At 66.9% G+C, this 20,911-nt stretch carries 6 protein-coding genes and 4 pseudogenes; all 10 read left to right on the forward strand.

The window, feature by feature from the left end; genetic code table 11:
* The first annotated feature begins 2 nt into the window (after positions 1–2).
* The 10 genes and pseudogenes from HF854_RS01025 to HF854_RS12625 all read left to right on the forward strand — a co-directional run bounded on the left by HF854_RS01025 (position 3) and on the right by HF854_RS12625 (position 20,903).
* Positions 3–704, forward strand: coding sequence for a thermonuclease family protein (locus HF854_RS01025; RefSeq protein ID WP_168934617.1), 702 nt, complete (start codon positions 3–5; stop codon positions 702–704).
* Positions 705–708: 4 nt separating this feature from the next.
* Positions 709–1,437, forward strand: coding sequence for a 7-cyano-7-deazaguanine synthase QueC (queC, locus tag HF854_RS01030; protein WP_168934618.1), 729 nt, complete (start codon positions 709–711; stop codon positions 1,435–1,437).
* Positions 1,438–1,444: 7 nt separating this feature from the next.
* Positions 1,445–2,002 carry a hypothetical protein gene (locus tag HF854_RS01035; protein ID WP_006003923.1) on the forward strand — a complete coding sequence of 186 codons (558 nt, stop codon included), beginning with the start codon at positions 1,445–1,447 and terminating at the stop codon, positions 2,000–2,002.
* A gap of 591 nt (positions 2,003–2,593) precedes the next feature.
* Positions 2,594–7,291, forward strand: a pseudogene (locus HF854_RS12600) (beta-ketoacyl synthase N-terminal-like domain-containing protein); the annotation flags it as partial.
* Positions 7,292–7,611: 320 nt separating this feature from the next.
* Positions 7,612–12,432 (forward strand): amino acid adenylation domain-containing protein, encoded by a 4,821-nt coding sequence (locus HF854_RS01055; RefSeq protein WP_277347611.1) that lies wholly within the window; start codon positions 7,612–7,614, stop codon positions 12,430–12,432.
* A 36-nt stretch (positions 12,433–12,468) separates the two neighbouring features.
* Positions 12,469–12,936: pseudogene (locus HF854_RS12605) on the forward strand (alcohol dehydrogenase catalytic domain-containing protein); the annotation flags it as partial.
* 56 nt (positions 12,937–12,992) lie between these two features.
* A pseudogene (locus tag HF854_RS12610) lies at positions 12,993–16,562 on the forward strand (SDR family NAD(P)-dependent oxidoreductase); the annotation flags it as partial.
* Positions 16,563–16,632: 70 nt separating this feature from the next.
* Positions 16,633–17,739: a non-ribosomal peptide synthetase gene (locus HF854_RS12820; protein ID WP_277347612.1), complete on the forward strand. Its 1,107-nt coding sequence runs from the start codon at positions 16,633–16,635 to the stop codon at positions 17,737–17,739.
* A gap of 96 nt (positions 17,740–17,835) precedes the next feature.
* Positions 17,836–18,884, forward strand: a pseudogene (locus tag HF854_RS12620) (beta-ketoacyl synthase N-terminal-like domain-containing protein); the annotation flags it as partial.
* Positions 18,879–20,903, forward strand: a complete 2,025-nt coding sequence (locus HF854_RS12625) for an acyltransferase domain-containing protein (RefSeq protein ID WP_346765643.1) — start codon at positions 18,879–18,881, stop codon at positions 20,901–20,903. The pseudogene HF854_RS12620 and the gene HF854_RS12625, both read left to right, overlap by 6 nt.
* The last annotated feature ends 8 nt before the right edge of the window (positions 20,904–20,911 follow it).

Genomic DNA, 20,911 nt, shown 5'->3' on the forward strand with positions numbered 1-20,911 from the left:
TCATGCTGCGTAGCCTCTGCCTGATCCTTTTCCTGTGCTGCGTGCTCGTGGCCGGGGCCCTCCCCGGCACGGGCCGCGCACAGACGGACGCTCTGCCCCATCTGGAACAGATCGCCGTCCGGGGCAAGACCTCGGTGGCCTCCTGTCTGGACGGCGACACCATGCAGCTGACCAACCGCAGCCGCGTGCGCATGGCCGGCATCGACACGCCGGAGCTCAAGCCCCGCAAGGGCAAGCCCCAGTTCTACGCCCGCGAAGCGCGGGAACTGCTCACCCGTCTGGCCCGCGGCCAGGAGGTCCGGTTCTTTGCCGTGGACAAGGAAGGCAAGGACAAGTACGGCCGCATCGTCGCGGACGTGCGCCTCAAGGACGGTCGCTCGCTCAACGGCATCATGGTGCGTGAAGGCGCGGCCTTCTTCTATCCCCACAAGGGGCTGGACAAGGAGTACCAGGACTGGCTGCTGGGCCTGCAGGCCGAAGCCATCAAGGAACGGCGCGGCATGTGGGCCGAGGTGCTCTCCCGCCCCGAAGCCCTGAAGAATTACACCGGCAACCGCAATTCCCTGCGCTTCTTCCCTGCCGACTGCCCTGACGCCCAGAAGATGAAGCCCCGCAACCGCATCCATTTCGGCACCCTCATGGATGCCTTCATGGCCGGTTATGCCCCGGCCCGAGTCTGCCCCTTCTGGCCGGAGGAAAAATAAGATCATGTCCCATCAGCCTCCTCTTTCCGACCAGCAGGCCCTGGTCATCTTTTCCGGCGGCCAGGATTCGGCCACCTGCCTTGCCTGGGCCCTTTCCCGCTTTGCCCGCGTCCATACGCTGGGCTTCGATTACGGCCAGCGCCACTCCGTGGAACTGGAATGCCGCGGCAAGGTCCGCAGCGCCATCGCGGCCCTCAAGCCGGAATGGCAGGACCGTCTGGGGCCCGACACCCTGCTGGACATCAGCCTGTTCCGCCAGCTGGCCGACACGGCCCTGACCTCGGACATGCCCATCGAGCAGGAAGGCGAAGGCATCCCCAACACTTTCGTGCCGGGCCGCAACCTGCTGTTCATCATGCACGCCGCAGCCTGGGCCTACGGCAAAAACATCCGCCATCTGGTGCTGGGCGTGTGCGAGAGCGACTCCTCCGGTTACCCGGACTGCCGCGACGACAGCATCAAGGCCATGCAGGTGGCCCTCAATACCGGCATGGACAGCCATTTCGTGCTGCATACGCCGCTCATGTGGCTGGACAAGGCCAATACCTGGCGCCTGGCCGAAGATCTGGGCGGCATGCCGCTGGTGGACTGCATCCTTGAGCAGAGCCATACCTGCTACGAGGGCACGCGCGGCGAGCGCTATCCCTGGGGCTACGGCTGCGGCCAGTGCCCGGCCTGCAAGCTGCGCGCCCACGGCTATGAGGTCTATCTTTCCCGCTATCACCAGAAGTGAGGCCGTCATGGCAGCCAAGAAACAACTGACCGCCGCCCAGGGCATGGATGCCGCCTGCATCCTCTTTGAGCTCAACAGCAAGCGCGAGCATATCGTCAATCTGGCTTTCGGTGCGGAGATCCCCGAAGCCTGCCTGACGGAGCCCGGCGCCCTGCCCGACTTCTGCGCCGAGTGGCGGGCCTTCGTCCACGCCACGGTCACGGCCGGGCTCATGCAGCACGCGCCCAATAGCGTGCTGGTGGGCTATCTGCGCCGCACCGGCGAACTGCTGGCCGCCACGGCCAAAGCCGAAGGCGCCAGCCTGCATACCCAGGCCGTGCCTGTCTCCGAGGACAGCCTCAATGCCTTCGTGGACGGCCCCTTTGCCGCCTACATGCCCTTGCTGGCGCAGGAAAAGCAACACCAGTGCCCCGTGCTCTTCTGCCGCCGCCTGGGCTATGACGAGGACAGCCGCATCACGCCCGAGATCCTGAAGAAGATCCAGGCCCGTCTGGCCGCGGTCATGGCCCTGGTCATCACCGCCATCTGGGACAAACTGGACCAGTACGAGATCGCGGCGGATTAGCTGCGACACACACATTGCACGTAAAAAAGCCTGTCCTTGGGGACAGGCTTTTTTTGTCCCTGTCTGCTCCCGGCGAATCCCGCCGTACCACCAGCAAGCCCCCCGATGATTTTCAGCATGTCGTGCCTTCGTTTACACGAGGAGGAACGACTTTTTTACGAAAATATAATTTTTTTTGAAGAATTACGTTTTCTTTATTGACTTTGAAATTCTTTTTCAATATGTTTTATCAAGAAACCTCCCACACCCTCAGCCAGACCCCATTGCCATGCACTACCCTGCCTCCCGCTCGCTCTCCGCCGCATCCAGCCTGCCCCGCGGCAAACGCCTCCCCGTGTCCCTCACCGGCCTGGCCTCCATGATTCTCCCCGGCATCATATCCAGAAGATCCTCCTTTGCTCCTTTCTGCGGAACTCCCTGCTGTCCTGTATGCCCGGTGCCAGCTTCCAGCTGAACGCTCCAGGGCACTTTGCCAGAACAAACACCCCCCGGCATAACGGCCCCGCTCCTTCGTGCGCTTATCCGCTACCGGTCTGTCCGCCGTGCCCACGGGATGCCCTTTGCTCTGGCCCACCCAGAAAAGGAGGGAACATGGCGACGCAGTGTCCCGGTACGACATGCAAGACCGGAGATGATGCCTTCGTCTCCATCATCGACGGCATCCGTAAAAAAGCCCTGAGCCACCCCGACTCTCCGGCGCTCAGTTTTCTTCCCGACGGAAAAGCGGAAAATGCCGAGCTCTGCTCGTACAGCCGCCTCGACATGCGGGCGCGTGCCATTGCCGCGGCCATCCAGGCCACAGGTCAGGGCGACGGCCGTCCCGTCCTGCTGATGCTGCCGCCGGGCCTGGAATTCATCGCGGCCTTTTTCGGCTGCCTGTACGCGCGGGCCATCGCCGTTCCCATGACACCTCCAGGTCTGGCCCGCATGGCCCGCACATTCAATCGTCTGGCCCGCATTGTGGAAGACTCCGGCTCACGCGTCTTCATCACTTCCGCACGTCTGTGCAAGGCGGTGGAAGAACTGGCCGAACGCGTCCATTTTGCCGACAGCATACGGATCATCTGCCTTGATGAGACCGACGATACCCTGTCCCGGTTCTGGCAGGAACTTCCTTTGACTGCGCATACGCCCGGATGGCTGCAATATACCTCCGGCTCCACCAGCAGCCCCAAAGGAGTCATCATCACTCACGGCAACATCATGGCCAATCTGGACAGCATCGCCGGGCACATGCGGCTCCGGGAAAATATTCCCACCGTCAGCTGGCTGCCCCCCTTCCACGACATGGGCCTCGTGGGCGGCATCCTGACGCCGCTCCATCTGGGCTGCCTGTGCGTCACCATGCCTCCCATGGCCTTCCTGCGCCAACCTCTCTGCTGGCTGCGCGCCGTCACCCACTATCGCGCCCAGCTGACGGGCGGCCCCAACTTTGCCTACGACCTTTGCTGCGACCGCATCCCGGAGGATCGGCTCCGGGAGCTGGATCTCAGTTCGCTTTCCGTCTGCTACTGCGGCTCCGAGCCCATCCGCCTGAAGACCATCCGCCGTTTCCTGGAGCGTTTCAGTTCCGCCGGTCTCGATCCTGCCAGTTTCTATCCTTGCTACGGCCTTGCGGAGAACACGCTGTTCACCACAGGCTGCTGGAAAAATGACGGCGATTTTGCCGTTTTTCTCGACAAGCAGGAATATGCCGCAGGCCGCATACGCTTCCTGCAGGAGCAGCACGCCGATGCCATGCCGCTGCTTTCCTGCGGCACGGCCGGGCGTAACAACGACGTGCGCATCGTCGATCCCCAGACATGCCGGGAGGTCGAAGAAAAGGAGCTGGGCGAGATCTGGATCAGGGGGACGTGCGTTTCTCCGGGATACTGGGAACAGCCCGAAGCCACGAAGACCGTCCTGCATGCCGTGCTGGCCGGATCCGGCGAAGGGCCCTTCCTGCGGACAGGTGACATGGGCTTCATGTCCGGGGGGCATCTTTTCGTCTCCGGGAGATGCAAAGAAATGATCATCCTCAACGGCCGCAATTTTTTCCCGCAGGACCTTGAGGAATGCGTCCTGCAGAACGTGCCGGGGCTGGAGCAGAATGGCGCTGCCGCCTTCGGCATCGACAGCGATGCCGGCGAACGGCTGGTCATGGTCTTCGAGACCCGCCTGCCCGCGACAGCCCACGAGGCGACGCTGGCGGCCATCCGGCGCAGCCTTTCCGAAGAATTCGACATCTCCCCCTGCGCCGTCGTCCTCTGCAAACGGCATGGCGTGCCCAAGACCACCAGCGGCAAGATCCAGCAGTCCCTGTGCCGCCATCTTTACCTTCACGGCGAACTGCCCGTACTGGCGGAATGGCGGGAAGAGCCCCGCGCCGGGGCCCCCGCCTGGACTCGTCCCCCGCAGGAGCAGGATGGCCTCGCCTCCCGCGAGGCCTGGCAAAACTGGTTGCGTGACGGCCTTTCCGCGCGCCTGGGGCTTTCCCCGGACAGCGTGGGCCTGCACACGCCGTTCAGCTCCCTGGGCATGGGATCGGCCACGGCCGTGGCCCTGACCGGGGAATTGCAGCAGGCCTGCGGCCGTCCTCTGCCCACGACCCTGTTCTATGACCATGCCGACATCGCCTCGCTGGCGTCGTTCATGGCCGGGGACCTTTCCGATGAAGCCCCGTTGCCCGCGCACTGCGCCGGACAACAGGCGGTGGCCATCATCGGCATGGCCTGCCGTCTGCCGGGCGCCGACAGCCCCGAGGCTCTGGAGGCACTGCTCTTCGGCGGCAAGGATGCCATCACCCGGCGCGACCCCGCCCACCGGGATGGTACGGCCGCTCCTGAAGACGGGGACAGGGCTGTCTGGGGCGGTTTTCTGGACAACATCAGCGCTTTCGATGCCGCTCTGTTCGGTATCTCTCCCCGCGAAGCCGTGGAGATCGATCCCCAGCAGCGCCTGCTGCTGGAAGTCTCCTGGCAGGCCCTGGAGCGGGCCGGGATCGCGCCGGACAGCTTGCGCCGCAGCCGCACAGGCGTCTTCACGGGCATCAGCTCTTCCGATTACGAGAACCGCCGTCTCCAGTGCGGCCAGAGCCTCAACGCCTATGTGGGGACGGGAAACGCCCACAGCATCGCGGCCAACCGCCTTTCCTATTTCTACGGGCTCGAAGGCCCGAGCATGGCCGTAGACAGCGCCTGCTCGTCCTCGCTGCTGGCCCTGCACCTGGCCTGCCGCAGCCTGCGGGACGGCGAATGCGAGACCGCTCTTGCCTGCGGCGTCAATATCCTGGCCGGAAGCGAAGGACAGGATATCTTCACCGACGCCCATCTCATGGCCCCGGACGGCCGCTGCAAGACCTTTTCCGCCGACGCCGACGGCTATGTCCGCGCCGAAGGCTGCGTAGTGCTCGTTCTTAAAACGCTGGAAAGGGCCCTGAACGACCAGGACCCCATCCTGGGCATCGTCCGCGGTTCGGCAGTCAACCAGGACGGCCGGAGCAACGGCCTTACGGCCCCCAGCCGCCGGGCCCAGGCCCGCCTGCTGCGCGAAGCTCTCCATAACGCCGGGCTTACGGCCGCGGACATCGACGGCATCGAAGCCCACGGCACCGGCACGCCCCTGGGCGACCCCATCGAATTCGGCGCCATCAGCGATGTCTACAGCGGCAGCAGGGAGGCCGATCGCCCCCTGCTGGTCTCCTCCATCAAGACGAACGTCGGCCACCTTGAGGCTGCCGCCGGTCTTGCCGGGGTCTGCCGCGTCCTCATTGCCCTGCAGGCCGCGGCCATCCCGCCGCACCTGCACCTGAAACGCCTCAATCCCGAAATCAGGACAGACGGCATCCCGGCCGCCATCCCCGTCGCCACCACCCCGTGGCCCCGGACCCCGGGACGTCCCCGCCGGGCCGGTGTCAGCTCGTTCGGCTTTGGCGGGACCAATGTCCATGTCATCCTCGAAGAAGCTCCCCTGACAGACGCGCCTTCCGGCACGCTCCCCGGACCTCTCCCCGTCTTGCCGCTGGCGGCCGCATCGGAAGGCCAGCTGCGGGAGCTGGCGGCAGACTACAGGGAACACCTTGCCCGGGCGCCGGAACGGGAGATGGCCGATGCCTGCCTGACCTGCGGCACCGGCCGGGCCTCCCTGCCCTGCCGTGCGGCCCTCGCGGGCCCGGATATCGTCCGGGGGCTGGAACAGCTCGCCTCGGGGATGCCCGTTCCCTTCATGGGCCATGTGCCGGACAGCGCGCCGCACCGTCCGGTGGTCTTCTTCCTCGACAGCATGGCGGGCTGCCCCGACGCTTCCCTCCCGGATGTCCCGCCGCTGGCCTCCGTCCGCACCGCACTGCTGGAGCAGCTGCCCTCCGGGACGGAGACGGATGGACAGGCAAGGGCGTTCCTGGCTCTTATGGCCACGGCCGAAGCCTGGCGCCGTATGCTCGGTGAACCTGCGGCCATCCTCTGCACACCGGCGACGGTATCTGTGGCGGCCTGCCTTGCAGGCCATCTCGACCCGGAAGACGGCCTTGCCCTGTACCGGGCCCTTGAAGGTGATGGAGCCCCCATCCCGCAGTTCAAGGTCCGCGCCTCGGAAGCCGGGACCGTCTCCATCCCCCTGTTCGATCTGGGCCGCAGCAGGCTCATCTCCGCCGCAGAAGCCCGCGATCCCGCCTTCTGGCAGGCATATGCCCCCACGACCGGAGCCCCGGAAGAAGCCCATGCCATCGCCCAGGCCCGGCGCCTTGCCCCATCCGCCGACATCCTGGCCATGCGTCCCGGCGACCTTCCCGACGGCAATACCGCAGACACGCCGCTGCTGCTCCCCGCCTTCGCTCCCGATGCCGCTGCGACGCCGCAGCATGTGGCCGCGGTGCTGGCCTGCTGCTGGACACGCGGTACAAACGTGCGCTGGGCTGCCGTCCATGCGGGCAGTGCTGCCCGGCGCATACCGTTGCCGACCTATCCTTTTGCACGCGAGCGCTTCTGGTTCGGCGGCACGGACATGACCGGCGCCCCTGCCGCCCTGCCCGCACGCCGCTCTCCCGCCCCGCTGGAGATCCCCGACGTATCGTGCGTCATGCAGGAGACTGCGCGTGCGGACCGTCTTGACGATGCGGAGCTCCTGGCGCTGCTTTCCCATGAGGCCCGCGCCGTCCTGCGCCTGCCCGAAAACGTCTCCCTCTCCCCTGAGACGCCCCTGGTCAGGGCCGGTTTCGATTCCCTGCTGTTCATGGAGCTGGCGCAACGCCTGAGCAGACGCCTCGGCATGACGCTGCCTCCGGCCCTGCTCATGGAAACTGCCACCCTGGCCGCCTTGCGGGAACGTCTGTGCCTGCAGGGACAGACCGCTCCCGCCCCTCAGGAGATGACGGACATCGTTGCCCGTCCCGAAGACAGGCACCTGCCCTTCCCCCTGACGGACGTGCAGCACGCCTACTGGATCGGACGGGACGGCAGCATGACGCTGGGTGGCGTCAGTTGCAGCAATTATGTGGAAGCGGACTTCACGGGACTGGACGTCCCCCGGCTGGAAAAAGCCCTGGATGCCCTCGTCAGGCGGCATGACATGCTGCGCTGCGTCATCACGCCTGGCAGGCGGACAGGGAGTACTGGCTGCAGCGCCTGCCCTTCCTGCCCGCAGGTCCCGAGCTGCCTCTGGCACAGACGCCGCAAAGCCTCGGCACCCCCCGCTTCCATCGTCGCACGGCGATGCTGGATGCCGCACGCTGGGCCCGCCTCAAGGAAATGGGGCGCGCACAGGGGCTCACGCCCTCCGGCCTGCTGCTGGCGGCCTTCAGCCTCGTCCTTTCCCGCTGGACGGCGCAACCGCACTTCTGCCTCATGCTCACGACCTTCGACCGCCGGTACCGGCATGAGGAAATGGGGGCCGTGGTGGGGGACTTCACCCGCCTGCTGCTGCTCGAAGTCCAAAGGGAAAAAGGCGCCACCTTCCTGGAGCACGCAACGGCTCTCGGCAGGCAGCTGATCCGGGACATGGGACACAGCCGTTTCTCCGCCGTGGACGTTCTGCGGGAACTGGCAAAGGATCACGGCGAGGACATGACGTCCTCCCGCTCCGCTGTCGTCTTCACCAGCGCCCTGCCCCTCAGCGGTGACGATCCGTTCGCCGCGGCCGACGGCCTGGGAGCGAAGCTGGCCTATGCCGTCTCCCAGACGCCGCAGGTATGGCTGGACCATCAGGTCTGCGAATACCGGGGCCAGCTCGTCTATACCTGGGATGCGGTGGAAGACCTGTTCCCCTCGGGGATGCTCGATGCCATGTTCACCGTCTACGGCGACTTCCTCACGGCCCTGTGCGAGGATGCCGCTCTCTGGCAGCAGCCTGTGCCCCTGCACCGTCTGCCCGCATCACAGGCAGACGTCCGCCATGCGGCCAATGCCACAGAAGCGGCCATCCCGCCGCGTACGCTGTTCGCCCCCTTCCTGGACCACGCCTCCCGGGATGGAGCCCCTGCCGCCGTCATCGGCGAAGGCGTCAGCCTGTCCCGGGCCGAGGCCGAACCCATCTCCCGCCTGCTGGGGAACGGGCTGCGTTCGCGGGGCCTGCGTCCCGGCGAGATCGTGGCCGTCATGATGGAAAAGGGCTGGGAACAGGTCGTGGCCGTCATGGGCATCCTGCGGGCCGGGGGCGCCTATCTGCCCGTGTCCCCCTCCCTGCCGGACAAGCGCATCGCCTACATGTTCAAGGATGCCGGTGTCCGCTTCTGCTTCGTGCAGCCCGGCCTGGAAGCCAGGGCCGAAGCCTGCGGCAGCGAGGCCGTCCCCGTCCTCCGCGCCTTCCCGGAACAAGCGGCCCCGGCCGCGGCGCCCCTTCCGGATACGGACGTATCGCCGGAGGGCTTGGCCTATGTCATCTATACCTCCGGCTCCACAGGCCTGCCCAAGGGGGTGATGGTCAGCCATGCCGCAGCCCACAATACCCTGGCGGACCTGGGGCAGCGTCTGGGCCTCGGGCCCCGTGACCGCGTCATCGCCCTTGCCAGCCTGTCCTTCGACCTTTCCGTGTTCGACCTTTTCGGCGTCACGGCAGCGGGCGGCGCCGTCGTCATCCCCGCTCCCGGACAGGAGAGGGATCCCGCGGCCTGGTGCCGCCTGATGCGGGAACAGGGCGTGACCGTCTGGAACAGCACCCCTTCGCTCATGCAGCTGCTGCTCGACTATCTGGACGACCACCCCGAAGACAGGCCGGAACGACTGCGCCTGGCCCTGCTCAGTGGCGACTGGATCCCCCTTGCCATGCCGGACCGCGTGCACGCACTGTGGCCGGACATGACCGTTGCCGCCCTCGGAGGGGCCACCGAAGCCGCCATCTGGTCCAACATCCAGATCGTGGACCGTATCCCGGCAGAATGGCACAGCATCCCCTACGGCCGTCCGCTGGCCAACCAGGGATATCTTGTCCTCGACCAGGACCTGTACCCCTGCCCGGATCTTGTGGCCGGTGACCTGTACATCACCGGGGCGGGCCTGGCCCGCGGCTACCTCAACGATCCCTCCAAAACGGCCGCGGCCTTTTTCCGCCATCCCCGCAGCGGGCAGGCCCTGTACCGCACGGGAGACCTGGGTCGCTACTGGCCTGACGGCACTTTGGAATTCCTCGGCCGCAAAGACAGCCAGGTCAAGATCAACGGTTTCCGCATCGAGCTGGGCGAGGTGGAACGGGCCCTGAACGCCCTCCCCGGCGTGGGCAATGCCGCCGTCATCGCCCTCAGGAGCGACAAGGGCGACAGGCTCGCCGGCTTCGTGTCTCCCGCACCGCAGGCAGTCATGCCGGCACCGTCCGATGAAAGCCCGGAAGCCCGCGAAGCCCGGTACCGGAGCATGAGGGACGCCGGCATCACCCTTGTGGATGACGTGGAACGCCTGGCCTACAAACAGGCGGGGCACAACCTCCGCAAGGACCTCGACAGCCTGCCCCGCATCGGTCTCGCCACGGAGGACGAGGCCACCAGCCTGTCCCTGTTCTCCCGCCGCATCTCGTCGCGCCGCTTCACCGAAGCCCCCATGGAACGGGAAGCGTTCGAAAGATTGCTGGGCTGCCTGCGCGGCCTGGACATCCCCCAGTGGCCGGTGGTCAGGCACCGTTACGGCTCCGCGGGCTGGACCTATGCCGTACAGGTCTATGTCCTGGTCAGGCCCGGCAGGATCCGGGAGCTGGATGGCGGCTGCTATTATTATCATCCGCTGGAAAACGCCCTCGTCCGCATGGCCGATGCCCCTGAAGCCAATCCGGCCCTGGACCTCGACGCCAGCCCTTTCTACATCAACACGGCCCTTGCGGACTGGAAGGATGCGGAAAGACCACGCGCCGCCGGGATCAGCTCCTTCGGCATCGGCGGGTCCAACGCCCATGCCGTCATCATGCAGGCTCCTGAAGAGCCGGTGAATTCCCGCCACCTGCCTGACGGCACGCCGGATCTTTTCGTCCTTTCGTCGCGCACCGGGACCATGCTGCGTGCCCTTGCCGGACGCATGGCCCAAGCGCTGGAGGCCCCGTCCGCCTCCCTTGCCGACATCTGCTTCACGGCCAGGGCCTCACGCAGCCGGGACAAGGTCCGGCTGGCCGTCCGCGCCACCTCGACCGGCGCGCTCCGGGAGGCTTTGCACGCCTTTGCCCGGGGCGGGATGCCCGAGGGGATGCTGCTTTCCGGACATACGGAGGCACAGGACGTGCCCGGCGACCTCATGGATGACGGACTCCAGCGGGTGGCCCTGGCCTGCATGGCCGGTGACGACAAGGCATTGGACGCCCTCCAGGAAAAAGCCCTGCGCCTGGGCGCCCGTCGCGTCCGGCTTCCCCTGACTCCCTTCCAGCGCCGCCGCTTCTGGCCTGAAGAAGACAGCACCGGCACGGATGGCACCGGCCGTGAAGCCGTCTCCCATCCCGTATGGCGCGAACGCTTCACAACTGCGGAAGGAAAGATCCTTTACGGGGGCCGCCTTGGCGGCAAGGAACTGGAACGCATGCGGGAACACCGGGTAGCGGGCAGGAGCATCGCCCCGGGCAGCCTGCTCCTCGAGCTCCTGCGCGCGGCCGCCGCCCGGGAATACGGCGCGGACTGCGGTCTCGGTCATGTGGCCCTGCTTCACCCCCTGCCGCTGGACGGGGACCGGGACGTCTTTTTCCAGCTCATCCTGGAAGGCGACAGGGAACGGGGCGTCATGGAGCTCTTCACCTCTACCGCCCCCGAAGCGCCCGGGGCCTGGCACAGGACCGCGCGAGCCGGCATCGAAGGCCCGGTATGCTCCATGCCTGCGGCGGCACCGGCAAGCGACGAGGACATGACCGAGGACATAGCGGCCTATTATGCCGCCATGCAGGGTCTTGGCGTCTCGTACGGGCCTTCTTTCCGCCTGTTGCGGGAGATCCGCAGCGGCCGGGGCAGGGCCAGGACCCGTGTCTCCTCCGGCAACTCCAACGACGGTTGGGGCTGGGATCCCGCCCTGCTGGACGCCTGCCTGCAGGGTGTGCTCTCCTGCATCCCCCAGCAGGACAGGGATACGGACAGGATCTTCGTCCCGGCGGGTTGCCGGCATCTGGACCTGCCGGAACAGTGCCCCGCTGATGTGCAGGTCATGCTGGAGCTGCGGGAAAGCCCGGCCGGGGATCCCGGCGATACGGGCACGTTCCTGCTGGACGTCAGCCTTTTCGACGGCAACGGCGAAGCCGTCGGTCGCATGGAAGGCCTGCGCATGAGTGCCCTGCCGCCTGAAAGCGTCGAGGAAGAGGCCGGTTCCCCGGAGGCCGCCCGTTACGCTGTCCGCTGGATCGAGGGGGAACAGCTCCCCGGCCGGGCCCGGCTGGACGGGCGCTGGCTCGTACTGGCAGATCCCGGCCCCCTGGCCGAGGCACTTGCGGCGCGCCTGGAATCTGACGGCTGCCACTGCCGCGTCCTTTCCCATGCGGAACGGGACGGCCTTCCTGCGGCTCTGGATGCCCTTGCTGACGGACAGGGCCGCCTGCATGTGGTGGATGCCTGGCCCCTGGGCGTCCCGGGCATGACTGATCCTGACGGGACCTATGACCGCAGCGTGCTGCCCCTGCTGGAGATCGTCCGGCAGGCGCGGGCACGGGACATGGAGGCCCGCCTCGATCTCGTGATCCTCACAAGCGGGACTTTCGGCCCCGATATTGCGGCCGGCGCCCATGAACGGCCGTTGCCCGGCCAGTCCCTCGTCTGGGGCCTCGGCCCGGTAGTGTGCATGGAGCATCCCGCCCTGCGCGTGCGCCTCATGGATCTTCAGCACCCGGAGGCCGACGATACCCTGTTCCGGGCCCTTGCCTGCGAAGACGGGGAAGACCGTCAGGCCTTGCGTGACGGCCGCCGCCTCCTGCCCCGCCTTGTAAGGGCGGACGACGGCCGGGACGACGGAGCGACAGGCCCCCGGGCCCTCGTCATGGAAGGTCCCGGTCTCGACAACCTGCGCTAGCAGCCGCTGGAACGCCGCTCCCCGGAAGCGGGCGAGGTGGAAGTGGCCCTTGCGGCCTCAAGCCTCAACTTCCGTGACGTCATGATGGTCATGGGCATCTACCCCGGCGAAGAGACCGCCGTGGGCAGTGACGGGGCCGGTATCGTCACCGCTGTGGGTGACGGCGTCTCCGGCATCCAGGTAGGGGATCGCGTGGCGGTCAGCGCCTATGGTTGCCTGCGGACCCACATCACCCTGCCTGCCGCCATGACCTGCCCCCTGCCCGCGGACATCTCGTTCGAACAGGCCGCCGCGCTGCCCGTCGCCTACATCACGGCCTGCTACGGACTTGAGGAGCTTGCCGGCATCCGCGCCGGACAGACCGTCCTCATCCACGCGGCCTCCGGCGGCGTGGGACTCGCCACCATGGCAGTGTGCCGCAGGGCCGGTGCCCGCATCTTCGCCACGGCAGGCACCCCGGCCAAGCGGGAGCTGGTCCGATCGCTCGGGGCGGAACTGGTCATGGATTCCCGTTCCACCGCCTTCGCCCAGGAAGTCCTGGACGCCACCGGCGGCAGGGGGTGGACATCATCCTCAACTCCCTGGCCGGCGAGACGCAGGAAGCCTCCTTCACGCTGGTGGCGGACAATGGCTGCTTCGTGGAGCTGGGCAAGAGCGGTCTGCGCCAGGCGGGCGACTACCGGACCGAACGCGGCCTCATGCGCTACCGTCCTTTGGATCTGGTGGAGCTGGGACGCGACCGGCCCGACCTGATGGCCGGGATCTTCCGGCGTGCCATGCAGGGGTGCGCCCGGGGAGAGCTGGCCCTGCTGCCGGTCACGGTCTTTGCCGCCGACCGCCATGACGCTGCTTTCCGGCACATGATGCAGGCGCGCCACACGGGCAAGATCATCCTGCGCTGGCCCGCCGCCGTCCAAACCGGGCATCCCGCATGCTCCGGCACGGAACTGGTGAGCGGCGGCCTGGGCGGGATAGCCCTGCGCCTGTGCGCCGACCGCGTACGCCGGGGCTGCCGTCACCTGCTGTTGCTGGCCCGCCGCCAGCCTGCGGCGGAGGAAGCGGCCCTGCTGGAAGACCTGCGGCAACAGGGCTGCACTGTCCGTCTGGCCCTGGCCGACGTGTCCGACAGCAGCGCCCTGCGACATGCCGTGGACTCCGCCCTGAAAGGCATGCCGCCTCTGAAGCGCATCTGGCACCTGGCCAGGACGCTGGATGACGACAGGCTCCTCCGCCTCGATGCGTCGCGCTTCAAACGGGTCCTCGCCCCCAAGGCGGAGGGTGCCTGGAACCTGCACCGGATCTCGCTGGACCACCAGCTGGAAGCCTTCGTCCTGTTCTCCTCCACGGCCTCCTTCCTCGGCCCCATGGGCATGGGCAACTACGCGGCGGCCAATGCCTTCCTTGACGAGCTCGCGCTGTACCGCCGCCATCTGGGCCTGCCCGCCCTCAGCATCAACTGGGGCGCCTTCCGTGATGCCGGCATGGCCGCACGTCAGGCCGACCTCCGCACCCTTTCCCGTTTAGGCATCCATACCGTTGCGCCCGAGGAAGGCTTTGCCGTCATGGAACGCCTCCTCTCCCGCGACGAGTGCAGGGCCGCCGTGCTGCATATGGACTGGCCCCGCTATGCCGCAGGCTACGACAGCGACCGTTTGCCGCCCCTGCTGCGATCGCTCTGCCCCGCCACAGCGGACGACCGCGAAGCCTCCGTATCGCCCAAAGCGGACAGCGCGGGCCGGGACAGCCGGGATGCCGTTATGCGGGCCGTCCGTGCCAAGGTGGCGACCATCCTGCGGACCGACGCCGCGAGCCTGCCCGGCGATGCCAACCTTATCGAGCTGGGCGTGGACAGCCTGCTGGCCCTGGACCTGTTCCAGTCGCTGGAAAAGCAGTTCCGCATCCGGGTGGATCGCAGCCTGCTGTTCAAGGAGCCTACCATCGATGCCCTGGCCTCCCGGATCGCCTCCCTGCTCGACGCCGGGAAAAGGGCTCAGGACGGGGACCTGCCCGTCATCCTTCCCGACAGCGCCGCCCGTCATGAGCCCTTCCCGCTCATGGACATGCAACAGGCCTACTGGGTGGGCCGGACAGGCGCCCTCGTGCTGGGCAATGTCTCCTGCCACGTCTATCTCGAGCTGGAAACGGATGATCTGGACCTTCCCCGCTGGGAGGCCTGCTGGAACAGGCTGATCCGGCATCACGACATGCTGCGCTGCGTCATCATGGAGGACGGACGGCAACGCATCCTGCCCGAGGTGCCGCCCTTCACCGTCACGGTACAGGACGCGACGGGCCTGGATGCCGGGGCTGCCGAACAAATGGTGCTGGAATGCCGGGAACGCATGGGTCATGAAGTGCTCTCCGCGAAGGAATGGCCCCTGTTCCGTGTGGCCGCCACCCGGATGCCGGGCGGTTCCATCCGCCTGCACATCAGCCTGGACCTGCTGGTAGCCGACCTGCACAGCATGAACCTGATGATGAACGGGCTCGAAAGCCTCTACCGGTATCCTGAACGGGAACCGGCCCCCCTGGACCTTTCGTTCCGGGACTATGTGCTGGCACTGGAAGCCTTCAGGAAGAGCCCGCGCTACCGGAAGGACAAAGAATACTGGCTGGAGCGTGTCGCCGCCCTGCCGCCCGCGCCGGACCTGCCCCTGGCCGTCCCGCCCGCGCAGGTGGAGCGCCCGCGCTTCGTCCGCCATGCGGCGCAGCTCGACCGGAAGACCTGGGCGGACCTGCGCCAAAAGGCCGCCGCGCACGAGCTGACGGTCTCCGGCCTGCTGCTGGCCTGCTATGCCGAGGTGCTGGCCCGCTGGAGCAGCCGGGACGAGTTCACTCTCAATGTCACGCTTTTCAACCGGCTGCCCCTGCATCCTGAAGTCGGGGAGATCGTGGGCGACTTCACGTCCGTGAGCCTGCTTGCCTGCTCTTTCGACGGCACGGCATCCTTCCTCCGGCGCGCACGGGCCCTGCAGGCCCAGCTGTGGGCCGACATGGATCACAGCACCTTTTCCGGCGTGGAGGTCATCCGCGAATGGAGCAGATGCACGGGCCGTTCCAGCGCCGACATCATCCCCATCGTCTTCACCAGTACCATCGGCTTCGGCGACGAGCACGGCACCCATCCGGCCCTGCGCACGTTCGGGCGCATGGTCTACAACATCACGCAGACGCCGCAGGTCTGGATCGACCATCAGGTCCGCGAGGTGGACGACTGCCTTGAGTTCAACTGGGATGCCGTGGACGAACTCTTCCCCGAAGGGCTCGTGGACAGCATGTTTTCCGCCTATTGTCGCCTGCTCCGGATGCTGGCCCGGGACGACAGGATCTGGCACCAGACCCAGTTGCCCCTGCTGCCGCAGGAACAGCTGGGACGCCGCCGCACGGCCAACGCCACGACCCGGGAGTTCCCCCATGCGGGCCGCGGGACGCTGGACAGCCTTTTTGCCCGTTCCCTGCGAGATGCCCCCGGGGCCCTGGCCCTGGCGGACGGCGATCTTTGCCTGAGCTACCGGGATCTGGGCAGGGCTGCCGAGGCCCTTTGCGGCAGGCTCATGGCCCGGGGCTGCGGCCAGGGCAGCCTTGTGGCCGTCGTCAGCAACGGCGGCTGGGAAGAAGCGGTCGCGGCCCTGGCCGTGAGCAGTGCCGGAGACGCCTACATGCCCGTGGATGCCGCTGTCCCCCCTGCCCGCCTCAAGCATCTGCTCGAATATTCCGGGGCCGGGGCCGTCCTGGTGCAGCGCCGCCATGCGTCCCTGCCCTGGCCCGCGGGCCTGCCCGTCATGGTCATGGATGAGGATTTATTGAAATTGAATTCCGAATTTGATTTCGAAAGATGCGTCAGCCGTCCTGACGCGCTGGCCTACGTCATCCACACTTCGGGCTCCACGGGCGCTCCCAAGGGGGTCATGATCCGCCACGAACGCGCCGTCAACACCATCAGGGCCGTCAACGAACTGACCGGGCTGCGGTCTTCGGACAGGGTCCTTGCCCTTTCGCGCTTCACCTTCGACCTGTCCGTCTGGGACATGTTCGGCCTGTTCGGCGCGGGCGGGGCCCTGGTCCTGCCGGATCCCGCCAGACGTCTGGAAGCGGCCCACTGGCTGGAGCTGATGCACCGGCATCAGGTGAGCATCTGGAACAGCGTCCCCCCCCTTCCTCCAGATCCTTGCCGCCCATCTGGAGCATCATCCCGCTGCCCTGCCGCCCTTGCGCTGCGCCCTGCTCAGCGGGGACTGGATCCCCCTGGGCCTGCCCGGACGCATCAGGGCCTTCTGGCCGGAGCTGCGGCTCTTCAGCCTCGGCGGCGCCACGGAAGCTTCCATCTGGTCCAATTTCTTCCCCGTGGAAGACGTCCTGCCGCAATGGAAGAGCATCCCTTACGGCAAACCGCTGGCCAACCAGAGGTTCTTCATCCTCGACCGCCACGGCAGCGACTGCCCGGACTGGGTCCCCGGCGAATTGCACATCGCCGGTGACGGTCTTGCCGACGGGTACCTCAAGGATCCCGAACGCACGGCCGAACGCTTCATACGCCACCCCGGCACAGGGGAAGACCTCTACGCCACCGGTGACCTGGGCTGCTACATGCCCGACGGCAATATCGAATTCCTCGGCCGTCAGGACAATCAGGTCAAGATCAACGGTTACCGGGTCGAGCTGGGCGAGGTGGAGAACACCCTCATGGAGCATCCTTTCGTGGAACAGGCCGCCGCCCTGACGGTCAGGGGCAGGCAGGCGGGCCAGGTGCTGGCCGCTTTCGTGGCCTGCCGGCCCGGCACGTCTCCGGCGCCGGAAGAGCTCCAGCAATGGCTGGCGGAGCGTCTGCCCTCCTTCCTGGTCCCCGGCATGATCCTGATGCGGGAAAGCCTTCCCCTGACCAGCTCCGGCAAAGTCGACAGGAAGAGCCTCGTACTCGACCCCGACCAGGAACTCCCCCGGATGAAGGGGGCACAGCCCGGATCTGAGACGGAACGGCTGGTGGCCGGAGCCATCGCGCATGTCCTGGGCTGCGACGACATGAGCATCGACAGCCGCTTCTTTGAAATGGGCCTGAGTTCCCTTGATCTTGTCGCCGTACAGGCCGCCCTCGGAGAACGCCTGGGCACGGATATCCCGCTCATGACCCTGCTCGAGCACACCAGCATCCGTGCACTGGCAGCCTGGCTGGACAACAGGACGCCGCGCACGACCGCGCAAGAGATATCCGCGCCGGAAGGCGGCGGGAGCGCCTCCGCCTTCGACCGCGGCATGGACCGGGCCGAACGGCGCATGCGCACCCGCTCCAGGCAACGGACCGGACGCTGATCCTTTCACCAACCCTTCAAAAGCGCCATGCGCACGAGGCATGCCATGCATCCACAAACGAACAAGGTCCCGGAGAACGCCATCGCCGTCATCGGCATGGACTGCCGGTTCCCCGGTGCCAATGATACCCGGCAATTCTGGAAAAACCTCGTCAGCGGGACCGAGTCCATCACCTTTTTCACGGACGACGAATTGCGCGGGGCAGGCATCCATCCGGAGACCATAGCCGACCCCACCTATGTCAGGGCCGCGGGCATCATGGAAGATGCGGAACTGTTCGATGCCGCCTTCTTCGGCTACACCCCGACAGAAGCCATCTGCATCGACCCCCAGCAATGCCAGTTCCTGCAGACCTCTGGCACGCCCTGGAGGATGCCGGTTACAATCCCTATACCTATCCCGGCGCCGTCGCCGTCTTCGGCGGCACGCGCCTGAGCACCTACTACGTCAACTATATGTGCGCCGACCTAGCGGACTACGGCACAGCGCGCTTCATGCAGGGCCATATCGGTACGGACCGCGACCATCTGTGCACCCGCGTCTCCTACAAGCTCAACCTGCGGGGCCCGGCCTTCAACCTGCAATGCGCCTGCTCCACTTCCCTCGTCAGCGTGCATCTGGCCTGCCAGAGCCTGCTCAACGGCGAGTGCGACATGGCCCTTGCCGGCGCCAGCGGCATCGACATCCCGCAGGAGCACGGCCATTTTTACCAGGAAGGCATGATCTTTTCGCCTGACGGGCATTGCCGCCCCTATGACGCCCAGGCGGAAGGCATCGTCTCGGGCAACGGCGTGGGCGTCGTGCTGCTCAAACGCCTGGAAGACGCCCTGCGCGACCGCGACGACATCCACGCGGTCATCCTGGGGACGGCCATCAACAACGACGGCAATTCCAAGGTCGCCTATTCCGCGCCCAGCCTCGAAGGCCAGAGCGAAGTCATCGCCGAGGCCCTGGGCGTCAGCGGCGTCGATCCCGCCACCATCGCCTATGTGGAAGGGCACGGTACCGGCACCTATCTCGGTGACCCGCTGGAGGTCGAGGCCCTGAACCGCATCTACTCCCGCAACAACCCCGCACGCGGTTATTGCGCTCTGGGATCGGTCAAGAGCAACGTCGGCCATCTGGAAGTGGCGGCGGGGGTGGCCAGCCTCATCAAGGCCATCCTTTCCATCAAACACGCCCGGATTGCCCCTACCTGCCACTTCAACAGCCCCAACCCCCGTATCGATTTCGCGTCCACCCCCTTCTTCGTCAACAAGACGGCCATCGACTGGCCGCAGGGCTTCTCCCCCCGGCGCGCCGCCGTCAGCTCTTTCGGTGTGGGCGGGACCAATGCCCACCTGATCCTCGAGGAAGCGCCGCAGCGGGAAAGCTCCCGCAGTGCGGGGGCTGTCGCCAACCCTCTGATGGTGGTCTCCGCCAGGAGCGAAAAGGCCCTGAAGGAACTGGCAGGACGCTATGGGGAATTCCTGGCCGGGCAGGATGCCGACGGTCTCGATCTGGCCGACTTCTGCCATACCACACAGGAAGGCCGGGAACATCACGCCGTCCGTCTCGCCGTGGTAGGCGAGAGCCTGGAAGAACTGCGCTCCGGCCTTGACGCGGCGATGACGCACGGGGAGTGGACCGCCACGAACACGGGCGACGAACACAGGCCCGTTTTCCTCTTCACCGGTCAGGGGGCGCAACGTTCGGGCATGGGGAAGGAACTCTACCAGGCGCAGCCGTGCTTCCGTGCGGAGCTCGACCGCTGCGCCCGCCTTTTCGACCCTCTGCTGCCCGAGCCCCTGCTGCGCGTCATGTGGGACGCCGACAAGGCCGCGCTGCTCGACAACACCGCCTTCACCCAGCCGGCCCTGTTCAGTCTGGAATATGCCCTTGCCCGGATGTGGCAGTCCTTCGGTATCCAGCCTCTGGCCGCTGCCGGGCACAGCATCGGTGAATATGTGGCCGCGACCCTGGCAGGCGTGTTCAGCCTGGAGGATGCCGCACGTCTTGTGGCCGCACGGGGGCGCCTCATCGCCTCCCTGCCCGCCGGGGGCGGCATGAGCGCCGTGCTGGCTTCCGAAAAGGACGTCCTCGCCCTGCTCGCCGCCTGCGGCACGCCGGAACGGACAGGCATCGCCGCCGTCAACGGCTCCACGCAGACCGTCCTGTCGGGCCCGCTGGAAGACCTTGCCCGCATCGCCGACAAGGCCGGGAGCCTGGGCATCAGCATCCGCCACCTGCCGGTCTCCCATGCCTTCCATTCTTCCCTGATGGATTCCATCCTCGACGACTTCGCCCGTGTGGCCGAAAGCATCGCCTATGACGCCCCCGGCCTGCCCGTAGTCAGCAATGTCACCGGCCGGCTGGTCGGGCCTGCCGAGATCTCCGGGGCCGACTACTGGGTGCGGCATATCCGCTCCACCGTGCGCTTTTTCGACGGCTTCCGCACGCTGCGGGACATGGCTCCCGCGGCCTGGCTGGAGCTGGGCCCGTCCGGCGTGCTGACGGCCCTCTGCCGCCGTGAACAGGCCCTGGAGAACAGCGGGGAAGACGGCGTCTGGGTCGCCGCCATGCATGCCGGGACCCCGGAATGGCGCCAGACATGCGAGGCCCTGGCCGCCCTCTACCGCAGTGGAGCGGATGTGGACTGGGCAGCATTTGCCCAGGACCAGCACTGGGGCCGCCTCCACCTGCCCCTCTACCCCTTCCAGGGGGAACGCCACTGGGTGGACGACTCGTTCCGCGGCATAGCCAGCGGAAGCACCGCCGCCCCGGCCGCCTCGCAGGACGACATCTGGCAGCGCCTGACCCGGGCTGCCGAATCCGCCTCCGGCGCTGAAGACGACCGCCCCGACGGCACCGAATACCGGGAGCATGCCCGGATGATCGAGACCTTCTGCTCCGGCTATGCCCTCGAGGCCCTGACGGATCTGGGGGCCTTCCCGGATGAGGGCTTCCATACCGCCCGGGACATCGCCGCACGCATAGGCCTGCCGGAACGGTTCGACCAGCTTCTTCCGCGCCTGCTGGAGAACCTGGCCGAACAAGGCCTCCTGGCCCGTGACGCCGCCGGCTCTTACGGCCGCCCGGCCGCTCCGGACAGGGATCTCAGGGATCGTGTGACCAGCCTGCTCGACCGGCAGGAGGCCTCCGGCCTCTCTGACCGTCAATCATAGGAAACATG

Origin of the sequence: Desulfovibrio piger (assembly GCF_012843875.1) — a bacterium.
Taxonomy (GTDB): Bacteria; Desulfobacterota; Desulfovibrionia; order Desulfovibrionales; family Desulfovibrionaceae; genus Desulfovibrio.